We start from the raw sequence: 26416 nt of genomic DNA, 5'->3' as shown, positions 1-26416 counted from the left end.
GAGGACTTCCCCGGTGGCGCAATGCCGAAAATGTACTCATTCGAATCAAGCACCAACAGCAAGCTTTCTCTCCCAAAGCCGGCGTCGGGTTTCTTTCAACACCCGAATCACCTCCTCCTCCGTCATGCCCTCGAAACGGGAGGATTTTTTCGCGAGGCTCGCGCGCAAACTGTGGAGCGCGGCGCGTGCCTTCGCGGCATCGGGTCTTTTCGGGGATGCACGCCTGGGATCTTTCCGGACCATCGCCATAGCTCCAAGAGTACCCGTTTTGGTGCGCACCGGCAAGAAGTGCGGCGAAGATTCTCCGTAGAAGCTGGGATCAGATCCCGATTGGCTATCGTGGCACCGTCTCACGTTTCCAGGTTGTCGTCCTGCTCAAGCTGCTTCACGTAGCACTCCAGGTTGTCGGCGATTTTCGCAAAGACCCTTGGCAAGAATGGCATAAGTTCCAAGAATGTGGGTGCCGCTCCGTTTGGGCCACCGTGGTAATGGCGAAGGTGGTCGAGAACCGCATTTCGCTCGGCCGCGGAAATCTGGTCCAACGGATCTCGGGTTTGATGGTCGTGGAAGTTGGAAAGGTGGACGAATGCGCAACCGAAGGCGTATACGGACCTTGTCCAGCCGTGAAGGGTGTTGGTTAGGTCAACCATCTCACGGTCGGTTACATGCTGCTTGGAATTGCGTCTGCGCCAACGCTGTCCGGACACTGATTCCTCGATGAGCGTCTGCCGGTAGTCCCGATCATCCTGCGCTAAGAGGAAGACGACACGCACCGGAGAGTCGATCTCTTGGCGGAGCACTGAGATCATTTGCCCTGGCAAAGCACGCACGGCGAGCATAGCCTGCCTGTTCTCGGCGGACCGTGCGCGCACCTGGCGGCAGAAGGTCTCGACCTCGTTCGTCCTTTTCATCGATCCGGCGTATTCCGGGCGTTCAGGTCATGGTGCCGCGGTTGACGGATCGCGATCCGGTTGTGATTATCGTCCAAGAGCACGACCTCCGTCGCTTTTGCGCTCGGGAGTCATGGAGTGTGACGATTAGGGAGCGTTCGGGTTGGTCTCCCGAGGAAATCCACTCTTCTCGATGCCCGATTCCCGCGGTGGGGGCCCTCCCCAGATAAGAACGTCGGGGCAATTGAATATTGAGTTTTGGGTTTTGGCGCTTGACATGACCTGTTGAGCGTGCTCCCCTCCTCTTGATTAGTATATACATTTGTATTACAACTCCATGAGATGGCCGATGTCCGGTGGGCTCTTTCCAAGAGCAAAAAGCTGAAGAGAAAACGGGGCGTCTCTTTCGAGGAGATCGTCCGAGCAAGGCTGGTAGCCGTGAAGGAGCACCCGAGCCGTTCGCACCAGAATATCCTGCTCTTCGAACTTGGGGGCTACATTTGGGTAGTGCCCTATGTGGCAAGGGGAGAGACCGTTTTCTTGAAGACGCTTTTCCCCAGCCGGAAATACACGCGAATGTGGAAGAAGGGAGAATTGGCATGAAAAGGATGAATCTGAGCCGGAGTGAAAGGGCGATTGAAGGCGCCTTGGTACGGGGCGAGTACCGCCCCGTGAAACGGGCGGAGTTCGAAGCCATCGCGCAGGCTATTGCGCGCCGAAAGAAGGACGCCGTCCTGAATATCCGGGTGAACCGTCAGGATTTGGAGAGCATCAAGAAGAAGGCGAGGCAACTGGGAATTCCCTACCAGGCATTTGTCTCCGAGCTGCTCCACCACTACGCGGCCTAGTGGTCCGCGGACAAGTGTGTTCGGGCAAATGGCGTTCCCGAGCAGGAGTTCTTGAACCTTAGGAGTGAATTGTCTTCGATATGAACAAACGGAATCATGCCGGAGCTGAAGCATTGCGTTTGGCGGAGGACGCCCGGCGCGAGAAGAATTGGAAGCGCTGGGGGCCTTATCTCTCGGAGCGGCAGTGGGGGACCGTGCGGGAAGACTATTCCCCCGGAGGCGAATGCTGGTCGTATCTCCCGCACGATCATGCCCGAAGTCGGGCGTACCGCTGGGGGGAGGATGGCCTACTCGGGATCTCCGACCGCGAAGGCCGCCTCTGCTTCGCCGTGGCGCTCTGGAACGGAAAGGACCCGATTCTGAAGGAACGGCTGTTCGGTCTCACCGGCCCGGAAGGCAATCACGGTGAGGACGTGAAGGAGAGCTACTACTACCTCGATTCCACGCCGACGCATTCCTACATGAAGGCCCTGTACAAATACCCGCATGGTGAGTTCCCATACGGCCGTCTCCTTGAGGAGGCAGGGAAACGGGATCGATCGCATCCCGAGATCGAACTGGCCGATCTGGGCGTGTTCGATCAGGGCCGCTATTTCGATGTCTGGGTGGAGTACGCCAAGGCTGATGCGGACGACATTCTTATCCGGCTGACGATCGAAAACCACGGCAAGGATCGCGCGGTCCTGCACGTGCTCCCGACTTTCTGGTTCCGCAACACATGGTCGTGGGGCAGGTCCGGCGAAGGCTATTGGCCGAAACCGACGCTCGCGTTGATGTCGGCCAATGCGATATCGGCTGAGCACGTTTCCCTTGGCCGATACCGGCTGGACGCGGGCCCTAGCCCAAAGGGCAACCTGCCGGCCTTCCTCTTCACGGAAAACGAAACGAACTTCGAGCGCCTTTACGGGTTCAAGAACGGCGCGCGATTTTCCAAGGACGGGTTTCACGACGCCGTGGTCCACGGCCGGAGCGAGGCCGTGAATGTCGCGGCGGTGGGGACGAAAGCGGCGGCGCACTACACGTTGGACTTGTCGCCGAACGAAACGGTTTCGCTTTCCCTCCGGCTTCGGCGTGAAGGAGACCGGAACTCCATCACGTTCGGGAAAGCCTTCGACCGTGTTTTCGCCACGAGGATCGAAGAAGCCGATGCCTACTACGAGGAGATACTTCCCAACTCGCTCTCGGCGGATGCCCGCTCCGTGGTTCGGCAAGCCCAGGCGGGACTCCTCTGGAGCAAGCAGTTCTATCACTATGTCGTCGGCCACTGGCTCGAAGGCGATCCTTCACAACCGTCGCCGCCGGAGAATCGCCGGAAGGGTCGCAACCGCGAGTGGGTCCATCTCTACAACCGCGATGTTCTTTCCATGCCGGACAAGTGGGAGTACCCGTGGTACGCGGCGTGGGACCTCGCCTTCCACATGATTCCCTTCGCGCAACTTGATCCGGAGTTCGCGAAGCAACAGCTCATCCTCCTCTTGCGCGAATGGTACATGCACCCCAATGGCCAGATGCCCGCCTACGAGTTCGCGTTCGACGACGTGAATCCTCCGGTTCATGCGTGGTCGTGTTGGAGGGTGTACAAGATGACCGGCGCCCGCGGAAAACGCGACCGCCTCTTCCTTGCGCGGACGTTTCAGAAATTACTTCTCAACTTCACGTGGTGGGTGAACCGGAAGGACGTGGACGGAAACAACATCTTCGCCGGCGGTTTTCTGGGACTCGACAACATCGGCGCGTTCGACCGCTCCAAGCCTCTTCCCTCCGGCGGGCACTTGGAACAGGCGGACGGCACGGCCTGGATGGCGTTCTACGCCGCCACGATGATGGCCATGGCGCTTGAACTGGCGAAGGAAGAACCCGCCTACGAGGACGTCGCCTCGAAATTCTTCGAACATTTTGTAGCGATAACCGACGCCATGAACACTCTTGGGGGCACCGGACTCTGGAACGAAGAGGATGGGTTCTACTACGACCAGCTCCTGCTTGGCGGACGAACCATCCCGCTGCGGGTACGGTCGATGGTGGGGATCATCCCGCTTCTTGCCGTGGAGGTTCTGGATTGGGAAACCATCGGCCGATTGAAGGGTTTCTCGAAAAGAATGAAGTGGTTTCTGGAAAACAGGAAGGATCTTGCGGAGACCATTTCGTACATGGAGTCCGTGGAGGAGGGAAATCACAGCCATCGGCTGCTCGCCATCCCGAGTCGCCGGCGCCTTGAGCGAGTCATGCGCTACCTGCTGGATGAAAAGGAGTTCCTGTCGCCCTACGGCATCCGATCGCTCTCGAAGGCGCACGGCGAAGATCCCTACGTCTTCGGCTTGAACGGCGACGAATATCGCGTGGAGTACGTTCCCGGAGAATCGACCACGGCGTTGTTCGGGGGAAATTCCAATTGGCGCGGGCCGATCTGGTTCCCGCTGAACTACCTGCTCATCGAGGCTCTGGAACGGTATCACCATTTCTACGGCGACAAGTTTCGAGTGGAATGTCCCACGGGGTCCGGGCGGAGGATGAATCTGTCGGAAGTGGCCCACGAACTGGCCACGCGGCTGTCCCGTCTGTTCCTGCCGGACGCGGAAGGACGACGGCCCTGCCACGGTGACGACGCGCGATATGCCCGGGACCCCGATTGGAAGAACCTGGTTCTCTTTTACGAGTATTTCCACGGAGACTCCGGCAAGGGCTTGGGAGCCAGCCACCAGACGGGCTGGACCGCGCTCGTTGCAAAACTGTTTCAAGACTTGGCCCGACATGCCATCTAGAGTCCCTGGCAGAATGGGTAGGGGGGGGTCTTTAGACCCTCCCGATAAGAGGAGCATCTAAAGATGCCCCCCTACGAATAGGTCATTCTGTTGGAGGGTCTTGGTTTCGATCCCAACGCGGAATGGCTGGAGGCGGACGGCCTCGGTGGGTTCGCGTCAGGAACAGTTTCCGGAATCCGCAGCCGCCGCTACCACGCCCTCCTTCTCGTCGCCACGGATCCCCCCGCCGGCCGTGTGGTGCTCGTCAACGGGTTTGACGCCTGGGTCGACACCCCGGAGGGCAGCTATGCGATCACCTCCCAGCGATACCTGCCGGAGGTGGTGCATCCGGATGGAATGACCCGAATCGATTCCTTCAAGCCCGACCCGTGGCCCACATGGACGTTCCAGTTTGAGAACGGGACGCGCCTCCTGCACGAGCTGTTCGTGCCGCACGAGACACAATCCGTGTGCATCTCCTGGAAAGTGCTTGGCAAGAAGCAGCCAGGCCGGCTTCGTGTCCGTCCCTTCCTGTCAGGTCGTGACTACCACTCGTTGCACCACAACAACCCATCGTTCAACTTTGAGTCAGGGGCGGGTGAAGGTTACGTGTCTTGGAGACCCTATGCCGTCCATCCACGAGTGGTCAGTCGGATGAACGGTACGTACCGCCATGAGCCGACCTGGTACGGCAACTTCCTGTACGCCCAAGAGCGGGACCGGGGCTTGGATTCCAGTGAGGATCTCGGATCGCCCGGTGTGATGAAGTGGGATCTGTCGGCAGGCCCGGCGATCTGGATTCTATCGGCTGAGCAGGCCGGTTCATCCGTGGACGCCACCATTGACGCGAGGTCGCGCTTTGAGGCTCATCGAAAGGCGGAGTTGAACCGACGCAAGCGTTTCTCCTCGCCGCTCCACCAGTCTGCTGATTCTTACCTGGTGCGACGAGGCGGCGCCAGGACGGCATGGCCGTCCCGCGACTGGCTGGATGCCACCAAGCGGGGAGAAGGCAAGACTCTTGTGGCCGGCTATCCGTGGTTCACCGATTGGGGGCGGGATACGTTCATCTCGCTCCGAGGACTGTGTCTGGCTACAGGCCGATTCGGGGAGGCTCACGACATTCTCTCGAATTGGTCAGACATGGTATCGGAGGGCATGCTTCCGAATCGGTTTCCCGATTCGGGCGGAGAGCCGGAATTCAATTCGGTGGACGCCTCGCTCTGGTTCGTGGTGGCGGTCTATGAGTTTCTGCGCCTGGCCGCGTCAAGGCGATTCAAGGTGACCGAGGAGTTGCGCGTCCGGTTGGTTTCGGCGGTTCGGGCCATTCTGGACGGCTACGCCAGGGGCACTCGCTACGGGATTCATCAGGACCACGACGGACTTCTCGCATGCGGTGAGACCGGAACACAGCTCACCTGGATGGATGCGAGAGTGGACGGACGGCCTGTCACGCCTCGCATCGGAAAACCGGTCGAGATCCAGGCGCTGTGGTTGAACGCGGTCCGGATCCTGGGCGAACTGGAGGGAGGCTCCCTCGGCCCCTTCGAGAGCCTACAGAAAACATTTCGAGCACGATTCTGGAATTCCGGTCGCGGCTGTCTCTTCGACGTGGTCGACGTGGATCACGAGCCGGGACGGAATGACGCAGGCCTTCGCCCAAACCAGATCTTTGCGGTAGGCGGTCTGCCATTCTCATTGCTTGACCGCAATGCCGCCACACAAGTTGTGGAAGTCGTAGAAAACCGGCTCCTCACTCCCATGGGACTGCGAACTCTGGCCCCCGGCGAATCCGGGTACGCGGCGCGATACGAAGGCGGGGTGCACCAACGCGATGGCGCCTATCATCAGGGGACGGTCTGGCCGTGGCTGATGGGACCGTTCGTGGAAGCATGGATTCGGGTGCGTGGAAGTTCGGAGAACGCGAAACGGGAGGCGAGGTCACGCTTCCTGCCGGGACTCCGGGCGCACCTGGACGAAGCGGGACTGGGGCACATCTCAGAAATTGCAGATGCCGAGCCGCCACATATCTCTCGCGGCTGCCCGTTCCAGGCGTGGTCCCTCGGGGAGTACCTCCGATTGGAAATGGGCGTTTTTGCACCCACCTCGCGAAAAACAAAGAGGCTCCAACAGAATGCAGATTTGTAGGGGCGCATCTTTAGATGCTCCGTCCTGTCGGGAGGGTCTGAAGACCCTCCCCTACTCGTTCTGCTAGCCGCTCAATGCTTCAAGGGAGGACTCGTGGACGATAAGTCACTGGACTCACTCTGCATCAATACCATTCGAACGCTGGCCATGGACGCCGTTCAGCAGGCCAACTCCGGCCACCCCGGAACGCCGATGGCCATGGCGCCGGTGGCGTATTGCCTTTGGCAGCGGTTTCTTCGCTTCGATCCGGAAGATCCGATCTGGCCGAACCGGGATCGATTCGTCCTCTCGATGGGGCACGCCTCGATGCTGCTTTACTCGCTGTTGCACCTCGCGGGTGTGAAAGCCGTCAATGCGAAATATGAGCGTCTGGGCGAGCCGTCGGTGGGACTGGACGACATCAAGCGGTTCAGACAACTTGACAGCAGGTGTCCCGGCCATCCCGAGTATCACTGGACCTCCGGTGTGGAGACCACCACCGGCCCATTGGGACAGGGCGTCGCCACGAGCGTCGGCATGGCGATCGCGGGACGATGGTTGGGGACGACCTTCAATCGTCCCGATCTCGAAATGTTCAACTACAGCGTCTATGCGCTCTGCGGGGACGGTTGCATGATGGAGGGCGTCTCCTCCGAAGCGGCCTCGTTGGCCGGTCACCTACGTTTGTCGAATCTCTGCTGGATCTACGACAACAACCGGATCACCATCGAAGGGCACACGGACTGGGCCTTCAGCGAGGACGTGGCCACGCGATTCATCGGCTATGGATGGAACGTGACGCGGGTTGGGGACGCGAACGATCTGGACATGCTGGAGAGGGCTTTTCGTACGTTCAAAGCCACAAACGACCGGCCCACACTGGTGATCGTCGATAGTCACATTGCGTATGGCGCGCCCCACAAACAGGACACCAGCGCGGCGCACGGGGAACCGCTGGGGGAAGACGAAATCCGGGCGGCGAAGAAGAACTACGGCTGGCCGGAGGATGCGAAATTCCTGGTGCCGGACGGGGTACGCGGACACTTCGGCAAGGGGATCGGGGAACGGGGCTCGCGTCTTCGCAAAGAATGGATGGAGCGTTTCGAGTCCTACCGGTTGAAGTTTCCGGACTTCGCCGAGAGCTTGTTGAACATGCAGAAACGTGCGCTCCCGGCCGGATGGGACAAAGATCTTCCGACGTTTGCCCCCGACGTGAAGGGCGTTGCGGGACGCGAAGCTTCAGCCAAAATCCTGAATGCTCTCGCGAAGGAGATTCCATGGCTGATCGGGGGCTCGGCCGACCTCGCTCCTTCCACCAAAACGCGACTGACGTTCGACGGGGCGGGGGATTCGACCGCCTCGACGCCCGGCGGGAGGAATTTCCATTTCGGCGTGCGTGAGCACGCGATGGGGGCCGTGCTGAACGGGCTTTCGCTCTCCAAAGTGCGACCCTTTGGGTCGGGCTTTCTCATCTTCAGCGATTACTCTCGTCCCGCGATCCGCCTCGCGGCGATCATGGAAATTCCCGTGATATACATTTTCACACACGATTCGATTGGGGTTGGTGAGGACGGTCCCACCCATCAGCCGATTGAACAGTTGGCTTCTCTTCGCGCGATACCGGGCCTACTCACGTTCCGCCCGGCGGACGCCAATGAAACGGTCGAAGCCTGGAAAGTGATCATGCAACTTCAACATGAGCCGGCGGCGCTCGTCCTCAGCCGCCAGGCAATCCCCACGCTGGATCGCTCGAAATTCGCGTCGGCCTCCGGACTTACGAAGGGCGCCTATGTGCTCGCCGACGCGCCGAACGGCAAGCCGGACGTGATCCTCATGGGCAGCGGAAGCGAAGTCAACCTCTGCATAGAGGCGCATGAAAAGCTCGCGAAGACGGGAGTGCGATCCCGCGTGGTCAGCATGCCCTGCTGGGAACTGTTTGAACAACAAACCGTGTCCTATCGGGACGGCGTCCTTCCGCCTGACGTGAAAGCGCGGGTGGCGGTGGAGCAGGCCGCGACCTTCGGTTGGGAGCGGTACGTGGGCTTGACCGGCGCCGTCATCGGCATGCGCTCCTTCGGCGCCTCGGCGCCCCTCAAGGAGCTTCAATCCAAGTTCGGCTTCACCGTGGATAGGGTCGTGGACGGAGCGAGGGCACAGCTGTCCCTCAAGGGATAGGACGCTTGGGGTGTGATGAAACTTCGGAACAAACGAGTACTCGAATTCGCCGCGGCAAAGAAGTAAGATCCCCGCTCCTTGATGCGTCCCATGAGTAACCAACGGAGGAATTGATGCGCGTGGTCATCGGATCGGATCATGCGGGATTCGAACTGAAGCAGTTCGTCGTAGCCGTCCTGCGCGAGCTTCAGCATCCGGTGGCCGACGTCGGCACCTACAGCGCGGAGCCGGCCGACTATCCCGACTACGCGGAGAAAGTCGGAGTGGCCATCCGGGAAGGAAAGGCCGATCGAGGGATCGTGATCTGCGGGAGCGGGGTCGGCGCCTCCGTGGCGGCGAACAAACTCCCGGGGATCCGGGCCGGATTGTGTCACGATACCTATTCGGCCAAGCAGGGCGTGTCGCACGACGCGATGAATGTACTCGTCCTGGGAGCACGGGTCATCGGCCGTGAGGTTGCGCGCGAACTCGTCACCGCGTTCTTGAGCACGGAGTTCAGTACCGTGGAGCGGCATGTGCGTCGCCTGAACAAGGTAAACACTCTCGAAAAGAAATATTCGAGACAAGGAGAACCCGTCCGGCCTCCGGCCGCTTCCCCCGCCAAACGGACGCCCCCCGCACGCCGAGTCCGATCCCACCGCTGAAGCATGTACCCGGGTTGCGCCCGCCACGGTGTTCTTCGATGGATGGAGGTGGCGGGGTGAATCCCCTTCTGGCCACGCAGGAACTCGGACAGTCCATCTGGCTCGACTCCATCCGGCGCGGCTTGATCACCAGCGGCGAACTCCATCAACTGGTCGAGAAGGATGGACTCCGAGGTGTGACGTCCAATCCTGCCATTTTTGAAAAAGCGATCTCGGGAAGCCCGGACTACAACAACGCGCTCAAGGCGGTCGAACGCCGAAAAGACTTGGACGCCAAATCCCTCTTCGAGGAACTGGCCGTGAAGGATATCCAGGATGCCGCCGATGTGCTGTGGCCCGTCTATGAGAAAACGGCCAAGCGAGACGGGTATGTCAGCCTTGAAGTCTCTCCGTACCTGGCCCGCGATTCCCAGGCCACGGTCGAGGAAGCGCGCCGGCTCTGGAATGCCGTGGGGCGTGACAATGTCATGATCAAAGTCCCGGCGACCCCGGAGGGGATTCCCGCCATCGTTCAGATCATCAGCGAAGGCATCAACGTCAACGTCACGCTCCTCTTCGCCCGGGCGATGTATGAGCGAGTTTCGGAAGCCTTCATGGAAGGTCTGGAGAAACGACTGGCCGCGGGCGGCGAAATCGGCTCGGTGTGCAGCGTTGCCAGTTTCTTCATCAGCCGGATCGACTCCGCGGTGGATGGTCAGATCGAGGCGCGGCTCAAGGGGGAGATCCGGGCAGTCGACCGGTCGCTTCTGAAAAGCCTCCTCGGCAAAACGGCCATCGCGAATGCCAAGCTGACCTATCAGCGCTACAAGGAGTTCGTTCGGTCAAAGCGGTGGCAGGCGCTCGCGGCCAAGGACGCCAAGACGCAGCGCCTCCTCTGGGCCAGCACGGGAACGAAGAACCCCACGTATCGGGATGTACTCTACATCGAGGAACTGATCGGGCCGGACACGGTGAACACGGTTCCCGGCGCCACGCTGGATGCCTATCGCGAGCACGGCCGGCCGAGGGCGAGTTTGGAGGAGCATCTGGAAGAGGCCCACGACTCGATGGAAATCCTTGAGCAGGTCGGCATCTCGATGGACCGCGTGACCGACAAGCTTTTGGATGAAGCCGTCACGCTGTTTTCGGACGCCTTCGACAAGCTGCTGGCGGCGGTTGAGAAAAAACGCGAGATCGTGTTGGGACCGCGCCTGGATCGTCAGACCTTTACGCTGCCCCCCGATTTGGACAAGGCCGTGAAAACGACCGTGGAGGATTGGCGCAAGGGAGGGAAGATCCGCCGTCTTTGGGCGCGCGATACGGGCCTCTGGACAAGATCCGATGAATCGAACTGGATGGGATGGCTCGGCATCACCGACGACCAGCTCGCACATTTGGACCCTCTGAAGCGGTTGTCCGACGAGGTCCGAACAGCAGGCTATTTGCACGCGCTCCTCCTGGGGATGGGGGGGTCGAGTCTCGGTCCAGAGGTGCTGAAAAAGACGTTTGGACGGATCGCAGGATTTCCGGAGTTGCTCGTTCTCGATTCGACGGACCCTGCGCAAATCGCCTCCTTCGAGGGGCGGATCGATCTATCCAAGACCCTCTTCATCGTCTCCAGCAAGTCCGGCAGCACGCTGGAACCAAATATCTTCAAGCAATACTTCTTCGAAAAGGCCAGGAAAGCGTTGGGCGAGAAGGATGCAGGTCGTCGATTCATCGCCATTACGGACCCGGGATCCAAGATGCAGGCGGTGGCGGAAGGCGATGGATTCGGCCATGTCTTTTTCGGAAGGGCGAGCATCGGTGGGCGCTATTCCGTGTTGTCCGATTTCGGCATGGTCCCGGCGGCGATCATGGGTCTGGATGTATCGAAAGTTCTCGATCGGGCCGAGGAGATGGTTCATTCGTGCGCTTCGTGCGTGCCGCCTGAAAGCAATCCCGGCGTGGCGCTGGGAATCGTTCTCGGTGAAGCGGTGCGCCAGGGGAAAGACAAGGTGACACTCATCGCGTCGCCGGCCGTGGCGGCCTTGGGCGCTTGGTTGGAACAACTGCTGGCGGAATCGACCGGGAAATCCGGCAAAGGACTCATCCCGATCGACATCGAGGAGCCGGGACCGCCCTCGGCCTACGGCCAGGATCGCGTGTTCGTCCATATGCGGCTCGATTCGGCACCCGACCCGAAACAGGATGTGGCCGTGGACGCTTTGGAAAAAGCGGGCCACCCGGTCGTGCGGATCCACATGGCCGATCCGTACGAAATCGGGCAGGAATTCTTTCGATGGGAAATCGCCACCGCCGTAGCCGGCTCGATCCTGGGAATCCATCCGTTCAACCAACCGGATGTGGAGGCGAGCAAGATCGCCACGCGTCGCTTGACGTCAGAATATGAGAAGTCAGGCACCCTGCCCGGGGAAACACCCCTGTTTAGATCGGATGGGCTGGCACTGTACGCGGACGCAATGAATGCCGCGGCACTCAATCGTGGGGTGGGAAAATCGCGTACGCTTTCCGTGTATTTGAAGTCGCATCTTGACCGACTGGGTGCGGGGGACTACTTCGCGCTCCTGGCCTACGTCGAAATGACGGAGGCGCACGAACGCACTTTGCATTCGATCCGCCACGCAGTGCGGGATTCGAAACGGGTGGCCACCTGTCTGGGCTTCGGTCCTCGCTTTCTGCATTCAACGGGTCAGGCCTATAAGGGTGGACCCAACAGCGGGGTGTTCCTACAAGTTACATGCGACGATGCGGCAGATCTGCCCGTACCGGGGCAGAACTACACGTTCGGCGTCGTGAAAGCCGCCCAGGCCCGGGGCGATTTCGAGGTCCTGGCGGAGCGCGAGCGGCGGGCGCTTCGGGTCCACTTGGGAAAAGATGTGGAGTCGGGCTTGGCTTTGTTGGGGAAAGTCATTCGCGAGGCTCTGCGGTAGTATCGAAAGGGAGGAACGTATGAAGATGGGAATGGTCGGCCTCGGCCGGATGGGGGCCAACATGGTTCGGCGCCTCCTTCGAGGCAAGCATGAATGCGTTGTCTTTGACCTGAGCGCGGACAATGTGAAGGCGATGGCCAAAGAGGGAGCGACTGGGGCGGCGTCCCTCGACGATTTCACTTCCAAACTTGGCAAGCCAAAGGTCGCCTGGGTCATGGTGCCGGCGGGGAAGCCGACCGAAGAAACCGTATCGGCGCTCGCCAAAGGCATGGGAAAGGGGGACGTCATCATTGACGGCGGCAATTCGTATTTCAAAGACGACGTTCGCCGGTCGAAAACGCTTGAGCCCAAGGGGATTTCCTACGTGGACGTGGGAACCAGTGGAGGCGTCTGGGGTTTGGAGAGGGGCTACTGCATGATGATCGGCGGTCCGAAGAATGCGGTCGATACGATCACGCCAATCCTGAAGACGCTGGCCCCTGGAAAAGGCGATACGCCGCGAACGCCGGGTCGCGAGAAGAAGTCGGGAACCGCGGAGGATGGCTACCTCCACTGCGGGCCTGCGGGGGCGGGCCATTTTGTGAAGATGATTCACAACGGGATTGAGTACGGTCTGATGCAGGCCTACGCCGAGGGATTCGATATTCTGCGGAATGCCAACGCCAAAGAGGTGGCGGAAGATTGCCGATACGATCTGGACATCGCGGACATAGCGGAGCTGTGGCGGCGGGGAAGCGTGGTCGGCTCGTGGCTTCTCGACCTGGCGGCGATGGCCCTCGTGGAAAACCAGAGCCTCTCCAACTACACGGGATTCGTTCAAGACTCCGGGGAGGGCCGGTGGACGATCCAGGCGGCCATCGAGGAGGCGGTGCCGGCCGATGTTCTTTCGGCCTCGCTTTACGCCCGGTTCCGTTCAAGGCAGGAGCACACGTTTGCGGAGAAGATCCTCTCCGCCATGCGGCAGAAGTTCGGGGGGCATGTGGAACGGCCTACGGGAGGATGAAGGCGGAGAGGGAGAGGGAAATATGGTAACGAAAGACCTGACCCCAACGCAAGGGACGCAGAGGCCGGGAGACCCTTGCACGGTTGTGATCTTCGGCGGCGCGGGAGATCTGACCAAGAGGAAGCTCGTGCCGGCCCTCGTCAATCTCGTAAAGAGCGATCTCCTGTCCCGGGATTTCGCGATGATCGCCGTCGCCCGCGAACCGATGACAACGGAAGAATTCCGGAAACGAATGGATCGGGATATCCGGGAGTACGCCACCTCCGCCGTGGACGGCGCCATGTGGGAATGGTTTGATCGCCGGATCTATTACGTCCCTGGGGAGTTCAAGGATCCGGCGCTGTACAAGAAGCTTGGCGAGGTTCTGACTCAGGCCGAGAAGGAACACGGCACGCACGGTCATCAACTGTTTTACATGGCCACGCCTCCGGTCTTCTTCGGAGAAATCGTCCGCCAACTGGGCGACGCGGGCCTGGTGCGCGAAGACAACAGCCGGTGGCGAAGGGTGGTCTTCGAAAAACCGTTCGGCCGGGATCTCGATTCCGCGCGGGCGCTGAACCGCGAACTCACAAAAGTCCTCGACGAACAGCAGATCTACCGGATCGACCACTACCTGGGAAAGGAAACGGTCCAAAATATGCTTCTCTTCCGGTTTGCCAACGGAATTCACGAGCCCGTGTGGAATCGGAACTTCGTCGATCACGTCCAAATCACCGTCGCGGAGACCGTGGGCGTCGAGCAACGCGGCGGATATTACGAGGAAGCGGGCGCATTGCGGGACATGGTTCCCAACCACCTCTTTCAGCTTCTGGCCCTCACCGCCATGGAGGCGCCGATCTCCTTCGAGGCTGATGCCGTGCGGGATGAGAAAGTGAAAATTCTTCGGTCGATCCATCCACTTGCCCCCGAAGACATCCTGACAAGCAGCGTAAGGGGGCAATACGGAGACGGCATGATCGGCGACAGGAAACTCCCCGGCTATCGCTCGGAGCCTCACGTCTCGCCCCAATCGCACACCGAGACGTTTGTGGCCCTGAAACTCTTCGTCGAGAATTGGCGGTGGGCGGGCGTTCCCTTCTACCTGCGAACAGGGAAGCGTCTGCCCAAACGCATCAGCGAGATTGCCATTCACTTCAAACGGGTCCCGTACGTCTTGTTTCGGGACACGCCCGTCGAACTCGTCGAGCCCAACCTGCTCGTGGTCCATATCCAGCCGGACGAAGGCATCTCCCTGCGGTTCGAAGCCAAAATCCCGGGGCCACAGATGCGCATGGGTCCGGTCAACATGGACTTCCGGTACGCCGACTACTTCGGAGCGGCGCCCACGACGGGCTACGAGACTCTTCTCTATGATTGCATGATCGGCGATGCCACGCTCTTCCAGCGCGGAGACATGGTGGATGCGGGCTGGACGGTCGTCTCGCCCGTCCTCGATGTCTGGAAGGCGCTGCCGGCGCGGCAGTTCCCGAACTATCCCTGCGGGACGTGGGGGCCGAAGGAAGCGGATGAATTGCTGAGACGGGATGGCCGGCAGTGGCGGATGATCGAGGACAGCGGCGGCAAGTGAGGTTCCAATCGGGCGAACGGAAATCATTCCCCCTCGCCCTGGCCTACTCCGCCGAAGCAGCTTCGGCTGCGAAGGCTGGAAAGGGGAGAGGGAGGGGGTGAGGGTCCGCACCAAGCGCCGCGGATCAAAGCCCACCGCGAAAGCCCTCCGCATCCTCGCCGGTGATGTCGGGGGTACAAACACCCGCCTAGCCTGCTACGATACGGATGGTCGCCGCTGGTCGGCCGTGGCCGAGCAAGTTGTTCCCAGCCGTGATCATCCGGGACTGGATGCGATCGTCACCGCATTTAAGTCCTCACGTCGCCTGCGCTTCGACCGCGCATGCATCGGGATCGCGGGTCCCATTCGGGATGGTCGGTGCGAGGCCACCAATCTGCCATGGGTGGTGGATGCCAAACGGCTCGCATCGGAGCTCCGTCTTCCGCACGTTCGGCTGATCAACGATTTGGAGGCCAACGCCTATGGGACCGGGGCGCTGGAACCGGCTGATTTCGAAATTCTCAATATCGGAAAGGCAGGCGCCACGGGCAATATGGCGGTCATATCGGCGGGAACGGGACTCGGCGAGGCGGGCCTCTTTTGGGACGGCACGCTGCATCGTCCCTTCGCATGTGAAGGCGGCCATTCCGATTTTGCGCCCGCCAACGAACTTCAGGTCGGTCTTTGGACGTTTCTGTCGAAGGGGCAGGGTCACGTGAGCTGGGAGCGAGTGCTATCCGGCCCCGGCCTCCACAACATCTATCGCTATTTGCGGGACGCGGGGCGGGGGGACGAACCTTCGTGGCTCAAGGAGGATCTGGCCAAGGGAGATCCCTCGGTCGCGATCTCGAAGGCGGCACTCGCCGCCCGGTCGGATCTGTGTGTCCGCGCGCTCGATCTGTTTGTCGAGCTTTACGGCGCCGAAGCGGGAAATCTCGCGCTCAAGGTGATGGCCGTAGGAGGCGTATGTGTGGGCGGCGGAATCGCGCCGAAAATCATTGAAAAAATGAAAAGTTCTGCTTTCATGGCCGCGTTCACCGCCAAGGGGCGCATGCGGACACTCTTGCAGGACATGCCGGTCCGTGTCATCTTGAACGACCGAGCAGCCCTGCTGGGCGCCGCTCGATGCGCCTGGCTGGGCGTCTGACGAAGGACAAGACAATGATGACTCGGAAAACACTCGCGCACTTCTTTGCGGAGGAGGTCCGTGCGCATCCCGCGGTTCCGGGGGCGCTGGCCGGAATCGTGTCCCAATTGGCCCTCGCCTCGAAGGTGATCGCGCGGGAGACGGCCCGAATCGCGTTGCACAATCGTACCGGGTCGGCCGGCGAGGCGAACATCACCGGGGACGAGCAGAAGAAGATGGATGTGTACAGCAACGATATCGTACTCAAAGCCCTCCGAGGCGCTCCCGGAGTGGCCGCATTCGTTTCCGAAGAAATGGATGAAATCCAGGTCTTGTCCGATGCGGCTGAGGCGCAATTCATTGTATGCGCGGATCCCTTCGACGGTTCATCCAACACCGACATCAACGGGTCCGTCGGCACGATCTTCGGGATCTATGGCACGAAGTCGGCGGGTCCACTCGATCCCTCGCAGGACATTTTGCGGAAGGGTTCGGAGCAAGTAGCGGCGGGGTATGTCATGTACGGCACGAGCACCCTTCTGGTATTGACCCTTGGGCATGGAGTGCACGGCTTCACCCTGGATGGCGATGTGGGCGAATTTGTTTTGACACATCCGGACATTCGATGCCCGGCGAAAGGAAAGTACTACAGTGCGAATGTGGGAAATCACAGGGCGTGGGACGGCAGCACCAGGCAGTTTGTGGACTACATCACGGAAAAGGATCCGGCTACGAAGAGGCCGTACTCGCTCCGGTATTCCGGGGCGCTGGTAGGAGATCTCCACCGCATTCTCCTCGAAGGGGGCATCTACTTCTACCCCGCGGACGCGAAGAACAAGAGTGGAAAACTGCGGCTTCTCTATGAATGTGCGCCGCTGGCGATGGTGGCGGAGCAGGCCGGCGGAAAGGCCACGACGGGGGACCAACGAATCCTCGACCTGCGCGCGGAGTCGGCCCATCAGCGCGTGCCCCTGGTGATCGGGAGCGCGGAGGACGTGGCTTTGTTTGGCAAGTTTTCACAAAACGGAAAGGCGCAATAAAGGAGGCGAGACCATGAAGGATCGCGTACGCGAAATATTGAGTTGGTATGGCAGCGACAATCCGGGGACGCTGACCAATCTGGCCCGGCTTTTGAATCACGGGAAGCTCGGGGGCACGGGCAAGCTGGTCATCCTCCCGGTGGACCAGGGATTCGAACACGGACCGGCGCGCAGTTTCGCCCCCAATGCTCCCGGATACGATCCGAGGTATCACTTTCAACTCGCTCTCGATGCGGGCTGTAATGCCTATGCCGCTCCGCTCGGCTTCATGGAGGCGGGCGCTCGGGAATTTGCGGGCGATCTCCCGTTGATCCTCAAGGCCAACAACAAGGATTCTCTCCATGAGGACAAAGACCCGGATCAGGCGATGACCGGTTGCGTGGAGGCCGCCCTCCGGCTGGGGTGCGCCGCGGTGGGACTGACAATCTACCCGGCTTCGAACAAGAGTCTCAGCATGTATGAGCACGTTCAGGCCATTGCCGAAGAAGCGAAGCGCAACGGTCTCGCCGTGGTGGTCTGGTCCTATCCCCGGGGGACGGGCCTGACGAAGGAAGGAGAGACGGCCATCGATGTGTGCGGCTACGCGGCTCAGATCGCCTGCCAGCTTGGGGCACACATTGTCAAAGTGAAGTTTCCCGCGAGCCACATTGAGCAGGCGGCGGCGAAGAAGGTCTACGAAAAAGAGAAGATCCCTGTCGAGCAGCCGGTGGACCGCATCCGGCACGTCGTGCAATGCGCGTTCGGCGGCCGGCGGATCGTCATCTTCTCGGGAGGCCCCGCGGAAACGGATGAGCACGTGTTCAATGAGGTGCGGGCCATCCATGCGGGCGGTGGTTTCGGTTCGATCATTGGTCGCAATTCCTTCCAGCGAAAGAAGGCCGACGCGATCAAGCTGCTCGACACGGTCATGCGCATCTACAAGGGCGAGTCCGCCTGAATCCGCACGGGGCCGAAATCCGCGTCTTCGAAAACGCCGATGCGCTCGCGGCGGCGGCGGCTGAGGAATTCTCGCGGCGTTCACGCGAAGCCATCGCCGGCTCAGGTCGTTTTTCCGTGGCCCTCTCCGGCGGCTCCACGCCGGGAAAACTCTACTCGCTGCTCGCGACGAACCATGGAATCGATTGGGAAAAGATCCATTTCTTTTGGGGCGATGAGCGGCACGTCCCGCCGGACCACGCGGATAGCAATTTCCGCGTCGCCCGGGAGACACTGCTGTCCGTAGTTCGTCCGCCGGAATCGAATGTTCATCGCGTACCCGCAGAGGAACCGGACGCCTCAAACGCCGCGCGCTCCTATGAGGCCGATTTGAAAACGTTCTTTAGCTCGGATGGAGGGGGTTGGCCACGGTTCGATCTCATTCTCCTGGGCATGGGACCGGATGGGCACACGGCGTCGCTGTTTCCAGGAACGACCGCCCTTGAGGATCGCGAGAGGTGGGTGACCTCGGCGTGGGTGGAAAAGTTCCAGGCCTTTCGCATCACGCTGACATTCCCCGCGATCAATCACGCCTCATGCGTGATGTTTCTGGTCTCGGGAGCGGACAAGGCAGACACGCTGAAGAGGGTCATCCGGGATCTTGAGCCCCTGCCGAGCGGCAGGGTGAAACCGGAATCGGGTAAACTCGTTTGGATGGTGGATCGTGCGGCGGCCACACTTTTGTAGAAGTCTTGGCACCGGCTTCGCGGCGCTGGCCGCGATGACGGGACTGGCCTGCGATGAGGAACTGGGGTCGTCCAACGGCGTGGCGGTCGAGGAGGCCCGCGCCAAACAGATCTTTCTGGAGGTTCGAGGGACCGGTGAAGCGGGGTTTTCCGGGAGGGTCGAAGCCAACCTCGATGATGTGTTCGCCGGAAGTACGGACCCGTATGTCATCTGCCGTTCGGAGAAGAAAGAAGTAAGCGTGGCCATCGCTGATCTGGGCAAGGCCAGGCCGAACATCCCGCTCCTGGTCCTTGCGGGAGTTGATGGCGAAGGACCCGGGGTCACGGGCGACTACCGGACATTCGGATCGTCCGGCTACGCCGTGAAGAATGGGCAGCCCGTGCAGGTGGATGCCTACATCGATCAGAAGGGGATCGAATACTTGGTGGGGAAGGGCGCGATGAGCTTCTTCAATGCCAAGCAGGACTGCACGATCAGTATCCAGGCTCAAACGGGAACCTATTCGTGCAATTTTGTGGAGCCGGGCATCGTCCGCGAGACCATCGCGGGGAGTTGGAAGTGCCACGGGCGTTTCAACGAACCCGTAAAGGACTGAACCGGAGCGCGGAGGAACGTCATGAGCCGAAAGAAAGACCGGACACGCATTCAACCGGCCCCTGCCGCCGCTCCAAAGGGGGGCGCCAGGATGTGCTTTGTCGCCTTGACGGGAGATGTGCGTGGGACGCGTTTCGAGATCCACGACGGTGTGAACCGAGTAGGGCGGGGCGCCGAGGCGGACATCCGGCTGGCCACCGACGAGTATGTCTCGCGGCTTCACGCCAACTTCGTGCTGAAAGAGGGAACCGTGGTCGTACGTGATCTGTACAGCACCAACGGTACCTATGTGAACGGAGAGCGTGTGACGAGCATGACGCTCAGGAACGGGGATCGAGTCCACATCGGGACGACCGCCATGAAGTGTCTCTTCGCCGATGACGTGGAGGCCGCCTACTTGGAGGAAATGTATCGCATGGCGACGAGGGACGGCCTCACGGACCTGTACAACAAGAGGTACCTGTTGGAACAGCTCGATAAGAAACTGAGTGAGACGCGGCGGTCAGGGGTGCATCTGGCCGTTCTGTTGGCGGATATCGACCATTTCAAGAAGATCAACGACCAGCATGGCCACGTGGCCGGTGACCAGGTCCTTCAAGAAATCGCGAAGGTGGGCAGTGCCGCCCTCCGGAAGGAGGACATCTTCGCCAGGTTCGGAGGTGAGGAGTTTTCCATTTTGGCCCCTCGAACGGATGCGGAGGCCGCCAAGAAGCTCGCGGAAAAGTTCCGGCGTGGAGTGGCGGAGATGAGAATCTCTTTCTCGGGAAAGCGCATTTCGGTGACGACGAGCGTCGGCGTGTGGTCGGGGATCGCCTCGCGCGAATGGACCTCCGAAGAAGCGCTGCGCAAGGCCGACCAAGCCCTCTACCAGGCCAAGCACGAAGGCCGCGATCGCTGTATCGTCGGCTCCTGAACTCGTTTCCTGCGTCTGTCTTCAAGATTCCTCGCAAGATCGTGAATATTTGCGGGACGGATGGGGCGCGTGCTACAGTTTGCGCCTCATGCCCAAGCCCGTTCTCGTCGTAGGCTCGGTGGCTCTCGACACCATTGAGGTGCCCTCTCAGAAGGTCGAAGAATGCGTCGGCGGCTCTGCGACCTATTTTTCCCTGGCTTGTTCACTGTTCGTCCCGACACGGGTGGTGGCGGTCATCGGCCATGATTTTCCTGCCTCCCACTGGAATGTGTTCAAGCGGAGCGGCATTGATACCCGAGGGGTGAAGAAGGAGAAAGGGCTGACTTTCCGGTGGCACGGCCGGTATTCCGCGGCATTGAAGAGCCGGGAGACCGTCCACCTCGCGCTGAACGTGTTTTCCGATTTCCGGCCGACACTCCCGGCGGCCTACGGTCGATCACCCTTCGTGTTTCTCGCGAACATCGAACCCGGACTTCAGGACAACGTTCTTCGTCAGGCCAAGGGGACCGTGTTTGTCGGAATGGATACGATCGATCACTGGATCAGGACCCGGAGGGAAGAACTGATCTCCACGTTGCGGCGGGTCGACGCCTTGATGATCAACGATGAAGAGACCCTGCTCCTGACCGAAGAGGAAGGCTACCCGCAGGCCGCGCGGCGTGTTCACGAATGGGGACCGAGAATTCTGGTCGTGAAGCGAGGCGACGCGGGCTCGCTCCTGTTCGTCAAGGGACACCAGCCCTTCTTCGCCCCTGCGTTTCTCCTGGAACATGCCGTGGATCCAACGGGCGCGGGCGACACATTCGCCGGTGCCTTCATGGGATGGTTGGCCTCAAAGGGGAAGGTGACGAACCGCATTCTTCGCGAGGCCGTTGTGACGGGCTCCGCGGCGGCGTCCTTCGCCGTCGAGGATCTCGGAGTCCACCGGCTCTCCAATGTGAAGGCCGCGGATGTGAGTCGGCGCCGCATGGACCTGCTGGCGCTGTCGAAGGTTTGAGAACCACACCCGAAGACATCTTGGCGGCTGTAGCCGATACGCTCTTCCCGCAGGGCGGCGATCTTTCGCTGGGCGCGGCGGACATGCCGATGTCGGAGCGACTCAAATCCATTCTGGATCGCATGCCGCGCGGATTGGCCCGGCGGTTCGACACATTGCTGCGAGTTTTCAACGCGTCGGTAGTCCTGACCTCGGGTCACACCTTCCTCCGACTCACTCCGGAGGCACGTTTGGCCTATTTTGGGGAGTCTGACACGAGCAGGAACCCCATCCGCAAGAACCTTGCGATGATCTTCAAGCTCTTTTGCGAACTCCTCTACATGAGCGACGAGCGGGTCCAAAGGGCGGTGGGGTATGACGGGCTGTCCAAGAAACCGCGCTCCCGCGATTTCGGCGACTCCCCATCGCTCCACTGCCGGATGTATCCGGACATCCGTGACGAGGAGTGGGAATGCGACGTGTGCGTGGTGGGGTCGGGAGCAGGTGGGGCCATCGTAGCCAAGGAGCTGGCCGAGGCGGGGTTCAAGGTCCTCATCTTGGAGGAGGGCGGACCGGCCACCCGGACCGACTTCGACCGTCACGATTTGCTCGAGCGGGTTGGGCGGTTCTACCGCAGTCACGGGTTCACTACGACGTTCGGGACACCGCCGATTCTGCTCCCCATGGGCTGCGCCGTGGGGGGCACCACAGTGGTCAATTCTGGAACGTGCTTCCGGACCCCCGAGCCTGTTTTGGCGGAGTGGGCTGGGGAGCGCGGAATTGCCGGCATGGACCCGGAAGCCATGTCCCCGCTTTTCGATCGGGTGGAGCGGATTCTGAACATCCAACCGGTAGGGGACGAGATCATGAGCCGAAACGGAGAAGTGCTCAAACGGGGGGCGGAGGCGCTTGGCATTTCCGATCACGGACCGATCCGGCGTCCCGTTCGCGACTGCCACGGCTCAGGCGAGTGCGCTTTCGGATGCCCGACCGACGCCAAACAGGCGATGCACCTCTCCTACCTCCCCCTCGCCGTTGAGAAGGGCGCCGTCATCGTGGCCCGGTGCCGGGTCTCCCGCGTGGAGTTCCAGGCCAACCGCGCTGTGGGCCTTGAGGCCGAGCTCCTCGATCCGCAAACGAAGCGACCCGCGGGGCGCATCCGGGTACGCGCGCGTCGGATCGTACTGGCTGCCGGCGCGATTTATACGCCTTGGCTCCTTCACCGCAGCGGATACCGCCACGCGCTGCTCGGACGCAATCTTCGCATTCATCCTGGATGCGGCATCGCGGCGCTTTTCGACGAGGAAATCCTGGGATGGAAGGGCGTGATGCAGTGCTACTACGTGCACGATCTTCACGAGAAGGGGATCCTCCTCGAGGCCACCTTCCCGCCGCCGATCGTGAGCTACTCGGCGGGCACGCTGCCCTTCGTGGGGTTGAAGCACAAGGAATTGGTGGCACGTTATCGCAACGTCTCTACACTGGGAGTCATCCTGTCCGACCGGAGCGAGGGCCGTGTCTCCTTCACCCCCTTTGGACCGGTGATGCGATATTCGATGACCTCCGAGGATGTGCTTCGGATGAAACAGGCCATCGAGTGGGGCGCGCAGATCTACTTTGCGGCCGGTGCGAAGCGCGTGTTCACCATCCTTCCGGGACTGGATGACGTGAGTCGCGCTGAGGATGTGCCGAAGATCTCAACGAATCGCGCCAAAGGATCGTCGCTCAAGCTCTCGGCCTACCACCCGATGGGAACGTGTCGGATGGGGGCGAACGATGATGAGGGGGTCACCGATGCGGACGGCCGCGTGTTCGGAATCGATAACCTGTACGTGGCGGATGCGAGCCTCCTGCCCGGTACGCCGCATGTCAACCCGCAAGTCACGATCATGGCGCTGGCCACGAAAGTGGCATTTGGGTTGCGTGAGGGCGTGAAGTCATAGAGAAGTGGAATCGAAAGAGAGGACATCATGAAGAAACAGGACATTATCGTATTGTTCATGCGGATCTATGCGGCATCGTTTCTGATTGTCGGTCTGATCTTCCTGTGGACGCCGAATGGACTCATCCATTTCTTCAACGATCTCGGCGACCGGATCGGGATGTTCGCCGATGTGCCCGACACGGGGGCCCTGTTGTGGCTCTCACTCTCGGTGGCCTACATGGCCACGGTGACCCTTCTGGCGCTCTTCATACAGGCCGACCCGGTAGGCAACAAGAAATCGCTCTGGGCGCTGACGGTGGCGAAGGGGGTTTCGGCGGGGACGAGTCTGGCGTTCTACTTCGGAAGCGCCAAGGCGTTCCTCTATTTGGTGAACGGTGTGACGGACGGGAGCATTGCGTTCCTGTGCCTCGTCTTTCTGAGCTGGCTCCGGGGCGGGAAAAAAGGCTGAACTAGGGCGTGTTGGAGCCTCTCGTGTTCTCGCGCTCCGGCAAGGGGGTAAGGGGGAAGTCACCTTGGATCAGCTGTCGAGGAAACCGTCCGTCACGCACCCGGGATCGCTGCTGACTTTTCCGCAGGTGACGAGCGATTGGGTCTCGAAAATCGTTTCGCTTTGGATGCGGGGCGTCTCGTAGGGTATCTTGGGCGGCCGTGGGCCGTCTTCCGAACGCTTTTCATTTGCCATGAGCGGTACCTCCCTCAGTTCAATTCCACGGAAAACCGGCGGACCGAACCTTGCGGCGATGCGGATGGAGCCGGGTTCCCCGGGGTTTCGCGCGCTATCGTGTGCAGGATCTCGGCCTCCATGCACGTCCAATCCTCTGCTCCGGTGTAATCGCCGGTAATGGAGTAGACGGCGCCTGAGCTTCTGCGACACTGCGCGCGGTAGGAGCAGGGCTTGCAGGTCGGGAAATCTTCCAAGGTCAGGCCACGAATCCGTTGCAGCACCGGGGAGTGAGCCCAGATGTCGGCAAAGCTGCTTTCCCGGAGGTTGCCCGCGGCCAGCGGTGCTCCAATACACGGGTAGACCTCTCCGAAAGCCGTAATGCCGCACGTGGAGCGGGCGCAGGAGCATTGGGGGGGCAGGTGTGGGGGTGAATTGGGAATCGTGACGGTTTCGCGGAGGATGCCGCGGTACAACGATGCGAGGGTGGCGGCGTCCACCCGGAGATCCGAGGAATTCTTGGTGCCGTCGTATCGCGCGGTGATCTGGGGATCGAGGCTGTAAGGAAGTCCCTGGGACTTGGCATAGTCTGCCATCGTTTCGATTTCGTGCAGATTCGTTCGGAGGATACATATGGAAAGATGGACGCGGAGTCCCGCCTCTCGCGCTGCCCCAATCCCCAACAGAGCGCGGCGGAAAGAGCCGGGAGTCCGGGTGAAGGATGCGTAGGTGGCCTCGCTGAAGCCATACAGGCTGATGTCTGCCCCGTACGCCCCAGCCGAGGCTATGTCCCGAGCCCTCGACGGGTCGAGCCTGAGTCCGTTGGACTTGATCTTGACCATCATGTGTCGCTGCCGTGCCCGACGAATGATGTCCATGAGATCAGGGCGGAGCGTGGCTTCACCACCCGTGAGATTGAGATAGAGTGTGCCTGCTTCCGCCAATTCGTCGATGATTCTGAAGATTTCCGCGGTGGCAAGCTCAAACCCCGCGCGATGGGCGGAATACGGTTCCGCGCGGTCGAAGTTGTAGCAGTGGTGGCAGCGGAGGTTGCAACGGAGAGTGATTTCGAGCGTGGCGTTGATCGGAATACACTTCTCGAAGACGGTCCGCCGCACCTTGGCGAGAACGGAGTTCTCTCGATTGACGGTCTCTGTTTCCCTCACGGGTATGGGTAGTCTAACCTGCCCAAGGGGAAAGGGTCAAGGAGTCGGAGAGGGAGGGATTCAACGGATTGCATTCCCGCATTTCGGTTCACTTCCGCGGCCCTTTCCGCAGCCTTCCGGGTCGCCCTGACCCTCCCGGCATCTTCAAGGGCCGTACATCCATGTACGGAGAGGGTGGGATTTGAACCCACGGGACCGATTTCTCAGCCCAGCCGCTTAGCAGGCGGCTGCCTTCGACCGCTCGGCCACCTCTCCAATTTACCCGGCCTCGCTGACCTGCCGTTGGCACTGCCTCGCGTCACGCTCGGCTTTCTTGCGGCAGGTGCCGCACCTTCCGTGGCTGGCCGCTCGGCCACCTCTCCCAAATTACTTGGCCTCGCTCCGCCACTTGCCGTTGCTCTTGTCTCGCTATCCTGCTCGACCTGAGTCGGCAAGTGCCGCGCCGTCCATGGCTGGTCGGCCACCTCTCCACGGAGGTGAATAGTGATGAGTGATGAGTGAAGAGTCAACCTGTAGGGGGCGGCGTCGCCGCAACGGACTCCACCTGGATGTTCGAGTGGGAGATGGCGTAGCGGCGATCGAGCAGCGTATGGATATCCTTCACGACGCTCTCGCTTTGGGCCAGGGGCATGTCATCGACCACCACGTGACAGGTGAGCATCGGCATTCCACTGGTAATCTGCCAGATGTGGAGATCGTGGACCTCTCGCACGGCGCCGACATTGAGAATGGCTTCCCGAACGTCCGGAACACGAATTCCTTTCGGGACCGATTCAAGGAGAATCCCCACGCACTCGCGAATGAGGCGCCCCGACCAGAGGAGGATCATGAAACCGATGGCCAGGCTCATGAGGGGATCCAGGAGGTCCCATCCCGTGAACATGATCATGATGGCTGCGACGACCACGCCGACGGAGGAGAACATGTCGCCCAAAAGATGGAGAAAGGCCGAGCGCGCATTGAGGTCGCCCTCGTGCTTGTGGTGAAGGAGCAGGGCGCCGACGAGATTGACCGCGAGGCCCGCGGCCCCGATGGCCAGGCTCACTTTGGCGTTGACGTGAGCGACATCGGGATGCCTGAAGCGCTGAATCGACTCATAAACGATGTATCCGACAATCGGCAGGAGCGTCACGCCGTTGAACAAGGCGGAGAGAATTTCGGCGCGCCAGTAGCCGAAGGTTTGGTTCTCGGATTCCCGACGAGTGGCCACGAGGATTCCAATGTAACTGATGAGAATCGAACCCACGTGGGTGAACATGTGGAATCCGTCGGAGAGCAGGGCGAGGCTGTTGGAGAGCAGGCCGCCGACGATTTCAACCACCATCATGGCGGCCGAAATGCCTACAATCCAAAGGAGGCGGGTGGAAACCTGCTCCCGAGGCTTGCATGCCGCCTCGTCGGAATCGGGATCGTGGTTCTCCAGACGGGGGTGGTGATGGTGCTCCACCGG

The 26416-nt window shown here is 60.8% G+C and carries 22 protein-coding genes and 1 tRNA gene; 18 read left to right on the top strand and 5 right to left on the bottom strand.

Annotated features, from left to right (window positions below; all coding sequences use genetic code 11):
- Positions 1-350 precede the first annotated feature (350 nt).
- Positions 351-911 (bottom strand): hypothetical protein, encoded by a 561-nt coding sequence (locus HYT87_06975; protein ID MBI2059499.1) that lies wholly within the window; start codon positions 909-911, stop codon positions 351-353.
- 321 nt (positions 912-1232) lie between these two features.
- On the opposite strand from HYT87_06975, the gene HYT87_06970 reads away from it, so the two are divergent.
- The 18 genes from HYT87_06970 (at position 1233) to HYT87_06885 (ending at position 23587) form a co-directional block, all read left to right on the top strand.
- Positions 1233-1493, top strand: coding sequence for a toxin (locus HYT87_06970; protein MBI2059498.1), 261 nt, complete (start codon positions 1233-1235; stop codon positions 1491-1493).
- Positions 1490-1738, top strand: coding sequence for a hypothetical protein (locus HYT87_06965; GenBank protein MBI2059497.1), 249 nt, complete (start codon positions 1490-1492; stop codon positions 1736-1738). Before HYT87_06970 ends, HYT87_06965 begins: the two co-directional genes overlap by 4 nt.
- Positions 1739-1818: 80 nt before the next feature.
- Positions 1819-4500: a glucosidase gene (locus HYT87_06960; protein ID MBI2059496.1), complete on the top strand. Its 2682-nt coding sequence runs from the start codon at positions 1819-1821 to the stop codon at positions 4498-4500.
- 84 nt (positions 4501-4584) lie between these two features.
- Entirely contained in the window at positions 4585-6624 is a 2040-nt protein-coding gene (locus HYT87_06955) for a glycogen debranching enzyme family protein (GenBank protein MBI2059495.1), read from the top strand.
- 93 nt (positions 6625-6717) lie between these two features.
- Positions 6718-8778 carry a transketolase gene (tkt, locus tag HYT87_06950; protein ID MBI2059494.1) on the top strand — a complete coding sequence of 687 codons (2061 nt, stop codon included), beginning with the start codon at positions 6718-6720 and terminating at the stop codon, positions 8776-8778.
- A gap of 113 nt (positions 8779-8891) precedes the next feature.
- Entirely contained in the window at positions 8892-9422 is a 531-nt protein-coding gene (gene rpiB / locus HYT87_06945; protein MBI2059493.1) for a ribose 5-phosphate isomerase B, read from the top strand.
- Positions 9423-9460: 38 nt separating this feature from the next.
- The gene (locus HYT87_06940) at positions 9461-12334 is read left to right on the top strand and encodes a bifunctional transaldolase/phosoglucose isomerase (protein ID MBI2059492.1); all 2874 of its coding nucleotides are present in this window, start codon (positions 9461-9463) and stop codon (positions 12332-12334) included.
- Positions 12335-12353: 19 nt separating this feature from the next.
- A complete protein-coding gene (gene gnd / locus HYT87_06935) occupies positions 12354-13337 on the top strand; it encodes a decarboxylating 6-phosphogluconate dehydrogenase (GenBank protein MBI2059491.1) in 984 nt (327 codons plus the stop codon).
- Between the two features lie 22 nt (positions 13338-13359).
- Positions 13360-14904, top strand: a complete 1545-nt coding sequence (locus tag HYT87_06930; protein ID MBI2059490.1) for a glucose-6-phosphate dehydrogenase — start codon at positions 13360-13362, stop codon at positions 14902-14904.
- A 151-nt stretch (positions 14905-15055) separates the two neighbouring features.
- Positions 15056-16030 (top strand): glucokinase, encoded by a 975-nt coding sequence (gene glk / locus HYT87_06925; protein MBI2059489.1) that lies wholly within the window; start codon positions 15056-15058, stop codon positions 16028-16030.
- A 17-nt stretch (positions 16031-16047) separates the two neighbouring features.
- The gene (gene fbp / locus HYT87_06920) at positions 16048-17049 is read left to right on the top strand and encodes a class 1 fructose-bisphosphatase (GenBank protein ID MBI2059488.1); all 1002 of its coding nucleotides are present in this window, start codon (positions 16048-16050) and stop codon (positions 17047-17049) included.
- A gap of 13 nt (positions 17050-17062) precedes the next feature.
- The gene (locus tag HYT87_06915; GenBank protein ID MBI2059487.1) at positions 17063-17986 is read left to right on the top strand and encodes a class I fructose-bisphosphate aldolase; all 924 of its coding nucleotides are present in this window, start codon (positions 17063-17065) and stop codon (positions 17984-17986) included.
- Positions 17983-18711: a 6-phosphogluconolactonase gene (gene pgl / locus HYT87_06910; GenBank protein ID MBI2059486.1), complete on the top strand. Its 729-nt coding sequence runs from the start codon at positions 17983-17985 to the stop codon at positions 18709-18711. The genes HYT87_06915 and pgl overlap by 4 nt, the downstream gene beginning before the upstream one ends.
- Complete coding sequence (locus HYT87_06905; GenBank protein ID MBI2059485.1) at positions 18689-19306, top strand: hypothetical protein; 618 nt, start codon at positions 18689-18691, stop codon at positions 19304-19306. Before pgl ends, HYT87_06905 begins: the two co-directional genes overlap by 23 nt.
- A gap of 21 nt (positions 19307-19327) precedes the next feature.
- Positions 19328-20218, top strand: a complete 891-nt coding sequence (locus HYT87_06900; GenBank protein ID MBI2059484.1) for a GGDEF domain-containing protein — start codon at positions 19328-19330, stop codon at positions 20216-20218.
- Between the two features lie 88 nt (positions 20219-20306).
- Complete coding sequence (locus HYT87_06895; protein MBI2059483.1) at positions 20307-21215, top strand: sugar kinase; 909 nt, start codon at positions 20307-20309, stop codon at positions 21213-21215.
- Entirely contained in the window at positions 21212-23137 is a 1926-nt protein-coding gene (locus HYT87_06890; GenBank protein MBI2059482.1) for a GMC family oxidoreductase, read from the top strand. Before HYT87_06895 ends, HYT87_06890 begins: the two co-directional genes overlap by 4 nt.
- 27 nt (positions 23138-23164) lie before the next feature.
- Positions 23165-23587 (top strand): hypothetical protein, encoded by a 423-nt coding sequence (locus HYT87_06885; GenBank protein MBI2059481.1) that lies wholly within the window; start codon positions 23165-23167, stop codon positions 23585-23587.
- 69 nt (positions 23588-23656) lie between these two features.
- Here the strand turns inward: HYT87_06885 and HYT87_06880 are convergent, their stop codons facing one another.
- The 4 genes from HYT87_06880 to HYT87_06865 all read right to left on the bottom strand — a co-directional run bounded on the left by HYT87_06880 (position 23657) and on the right by HYT87_06865 (position 26413).
- Positions 23657-23821: a hypothetical protein gene (locus tag HYT87_06880; GenBank protein ID MBI2059480.1), complete on the bottom strand. Its 165-nt coding sequence runs from the start codon at positions 23819-23821 to the stop codon at positions 23657-23659.
- 14 nt (positions 23822-23835) lie between these two features.
- A complete protein-coding gene (locus tag HYT87_06875) occupies positions 23836-24966 on the bottom strand; it encodes a radical SAM protein (GenBank protein MBI2059479.1) in 1131 nt (376 codons plus the stop codon).
- A gap of 166 nt (positions 24967-25132) precedes the next feature.
- A tRNA-Ser gene (locus HYT87_06870) sits at positions 25133-25221 on the bottom strand.
- A 250-nt stretch (positions 25222-25471) separates the two neighbouring features.
- Entirely contained in the window at positions 25472-26413 is a 942-nt protein-coding gene (locus tag HYT87_06865; GenBank protein MBI2059478.1) for a cation transporter, read from the bottom strand.
- Positions 26414-26416 lie beyond the last annotated feature (3 nt).

This window comes from Nitrospirota bacterium, from assembly GCA_016180645.1.
In the GTDB taxonomy this organism is placed as follows: domain Bacteria; phylum JACPQY01; class JACPQY01; order JACPQY01; family JACPQY01; genus JACPAV01.
This window is presented reverse-complemented; position numbering and strand designations above follow the sequence as displayed.

Excerpts from the sequence above, each read along its gene's own strand:
- HYT87_06975 (MBI2059499.1), bottom strand. The coding sequence starts at position 911 with ATGAAAAGGACGAACGAGGTCGAGACCTTCTGCCGCCAGGTGCGCGCA.
- HYT87_06970 (MBI2059498.1), top strand. The coding sequence starts at position 1,233 with ATGGCCGATGTCCGGTGGGCTCTTTCCAAGAGCAAAAAGCTGAAGAGA.
- HYT87_06965 (MBI2059497.1), top strand. The coding sequence starts at position 1,490 with ATGAAAAGGATGAATCTGAGCCGGAGTGAAAGGGCGATTGAAGGCGCC.
- HYT87_06960 (MBI2059496.1), top strand. The coding sequence starts at position 1,819 with ATGAACAAACGGAATCATGCCGGAGCTGAAGCATTGCGTTTGGCGGAG.
- rpiB (MBI2059493.1), top strand. The coding sequence starts at position 8,892 with ATGCGCGTGGTCATCGGATCGGATCATGCGGGATTCGAACTGAAGCAG.
- HYT87_06940 (MBI2059492.1), top strand. The coding sequence starts at position 9,461 with ATGGATGGAGGTGGCGGGGTGAATCCCCTTCTGGCCACGCAGGAACTC.
- gnd (MBI2059491.1), top strand. The coding sequence starts at position 12,354 with ATGAAGATGGGAATGGTCGGCCTCGGCCGGATGGGGGCCAACATGGTT.
- HYT87_06930 (MBI2059490.1), top strand. The coding sequence starts at position 13,360 with ATGGTAACGAAAGACCTGACCCCAACGCAAGGGACGCAGAGGCCGGGA.
- fbp (MBI2059488.1), top strand. The coding sequence starts at position 16,048 with ATGACTCGGAAAACACTCGCGCACTTCTTTGCGGAGGAGGTCCGTGCG.
- HYT87_06915 (MBI2059487.1), top strand. The coding sequence starts at position 17,063 with ATGAAGGATCGCGTACGCGAAATATTGAGTTGGTATGGCAGCGACAAT.
- HYT87_06900 (MBI2059484.1), top strand. The coding sequence starts at position 19,328 with ATGAGCCGAAAGAAAGACCGGACACGCATTCAACCGGCCCCTGCCGCC.
- HYT87_06895 (MBI2059483.1), top strand. The coding sequence starts at position 20,307 with ATGCCCAAGCCCGTTCTCGTCGTAGGCTCGGTGGCTCTCGACACCATT.
- HYT87_06885 (MBI2059481.1), top strand. The coding sequence starts at position 23,165 with ATGAAGAAACAGGACATTATCGTATTGTTCATGCGGATCTATGCGGCA.
- HYT87_06880 (MBI2059480.1), bottom strand. The coding sequence starts at position 23,821 with ATGGCAAATGAAAAGCGTTCGGAAGACGGCCCACGGCCGCCCAAGATA.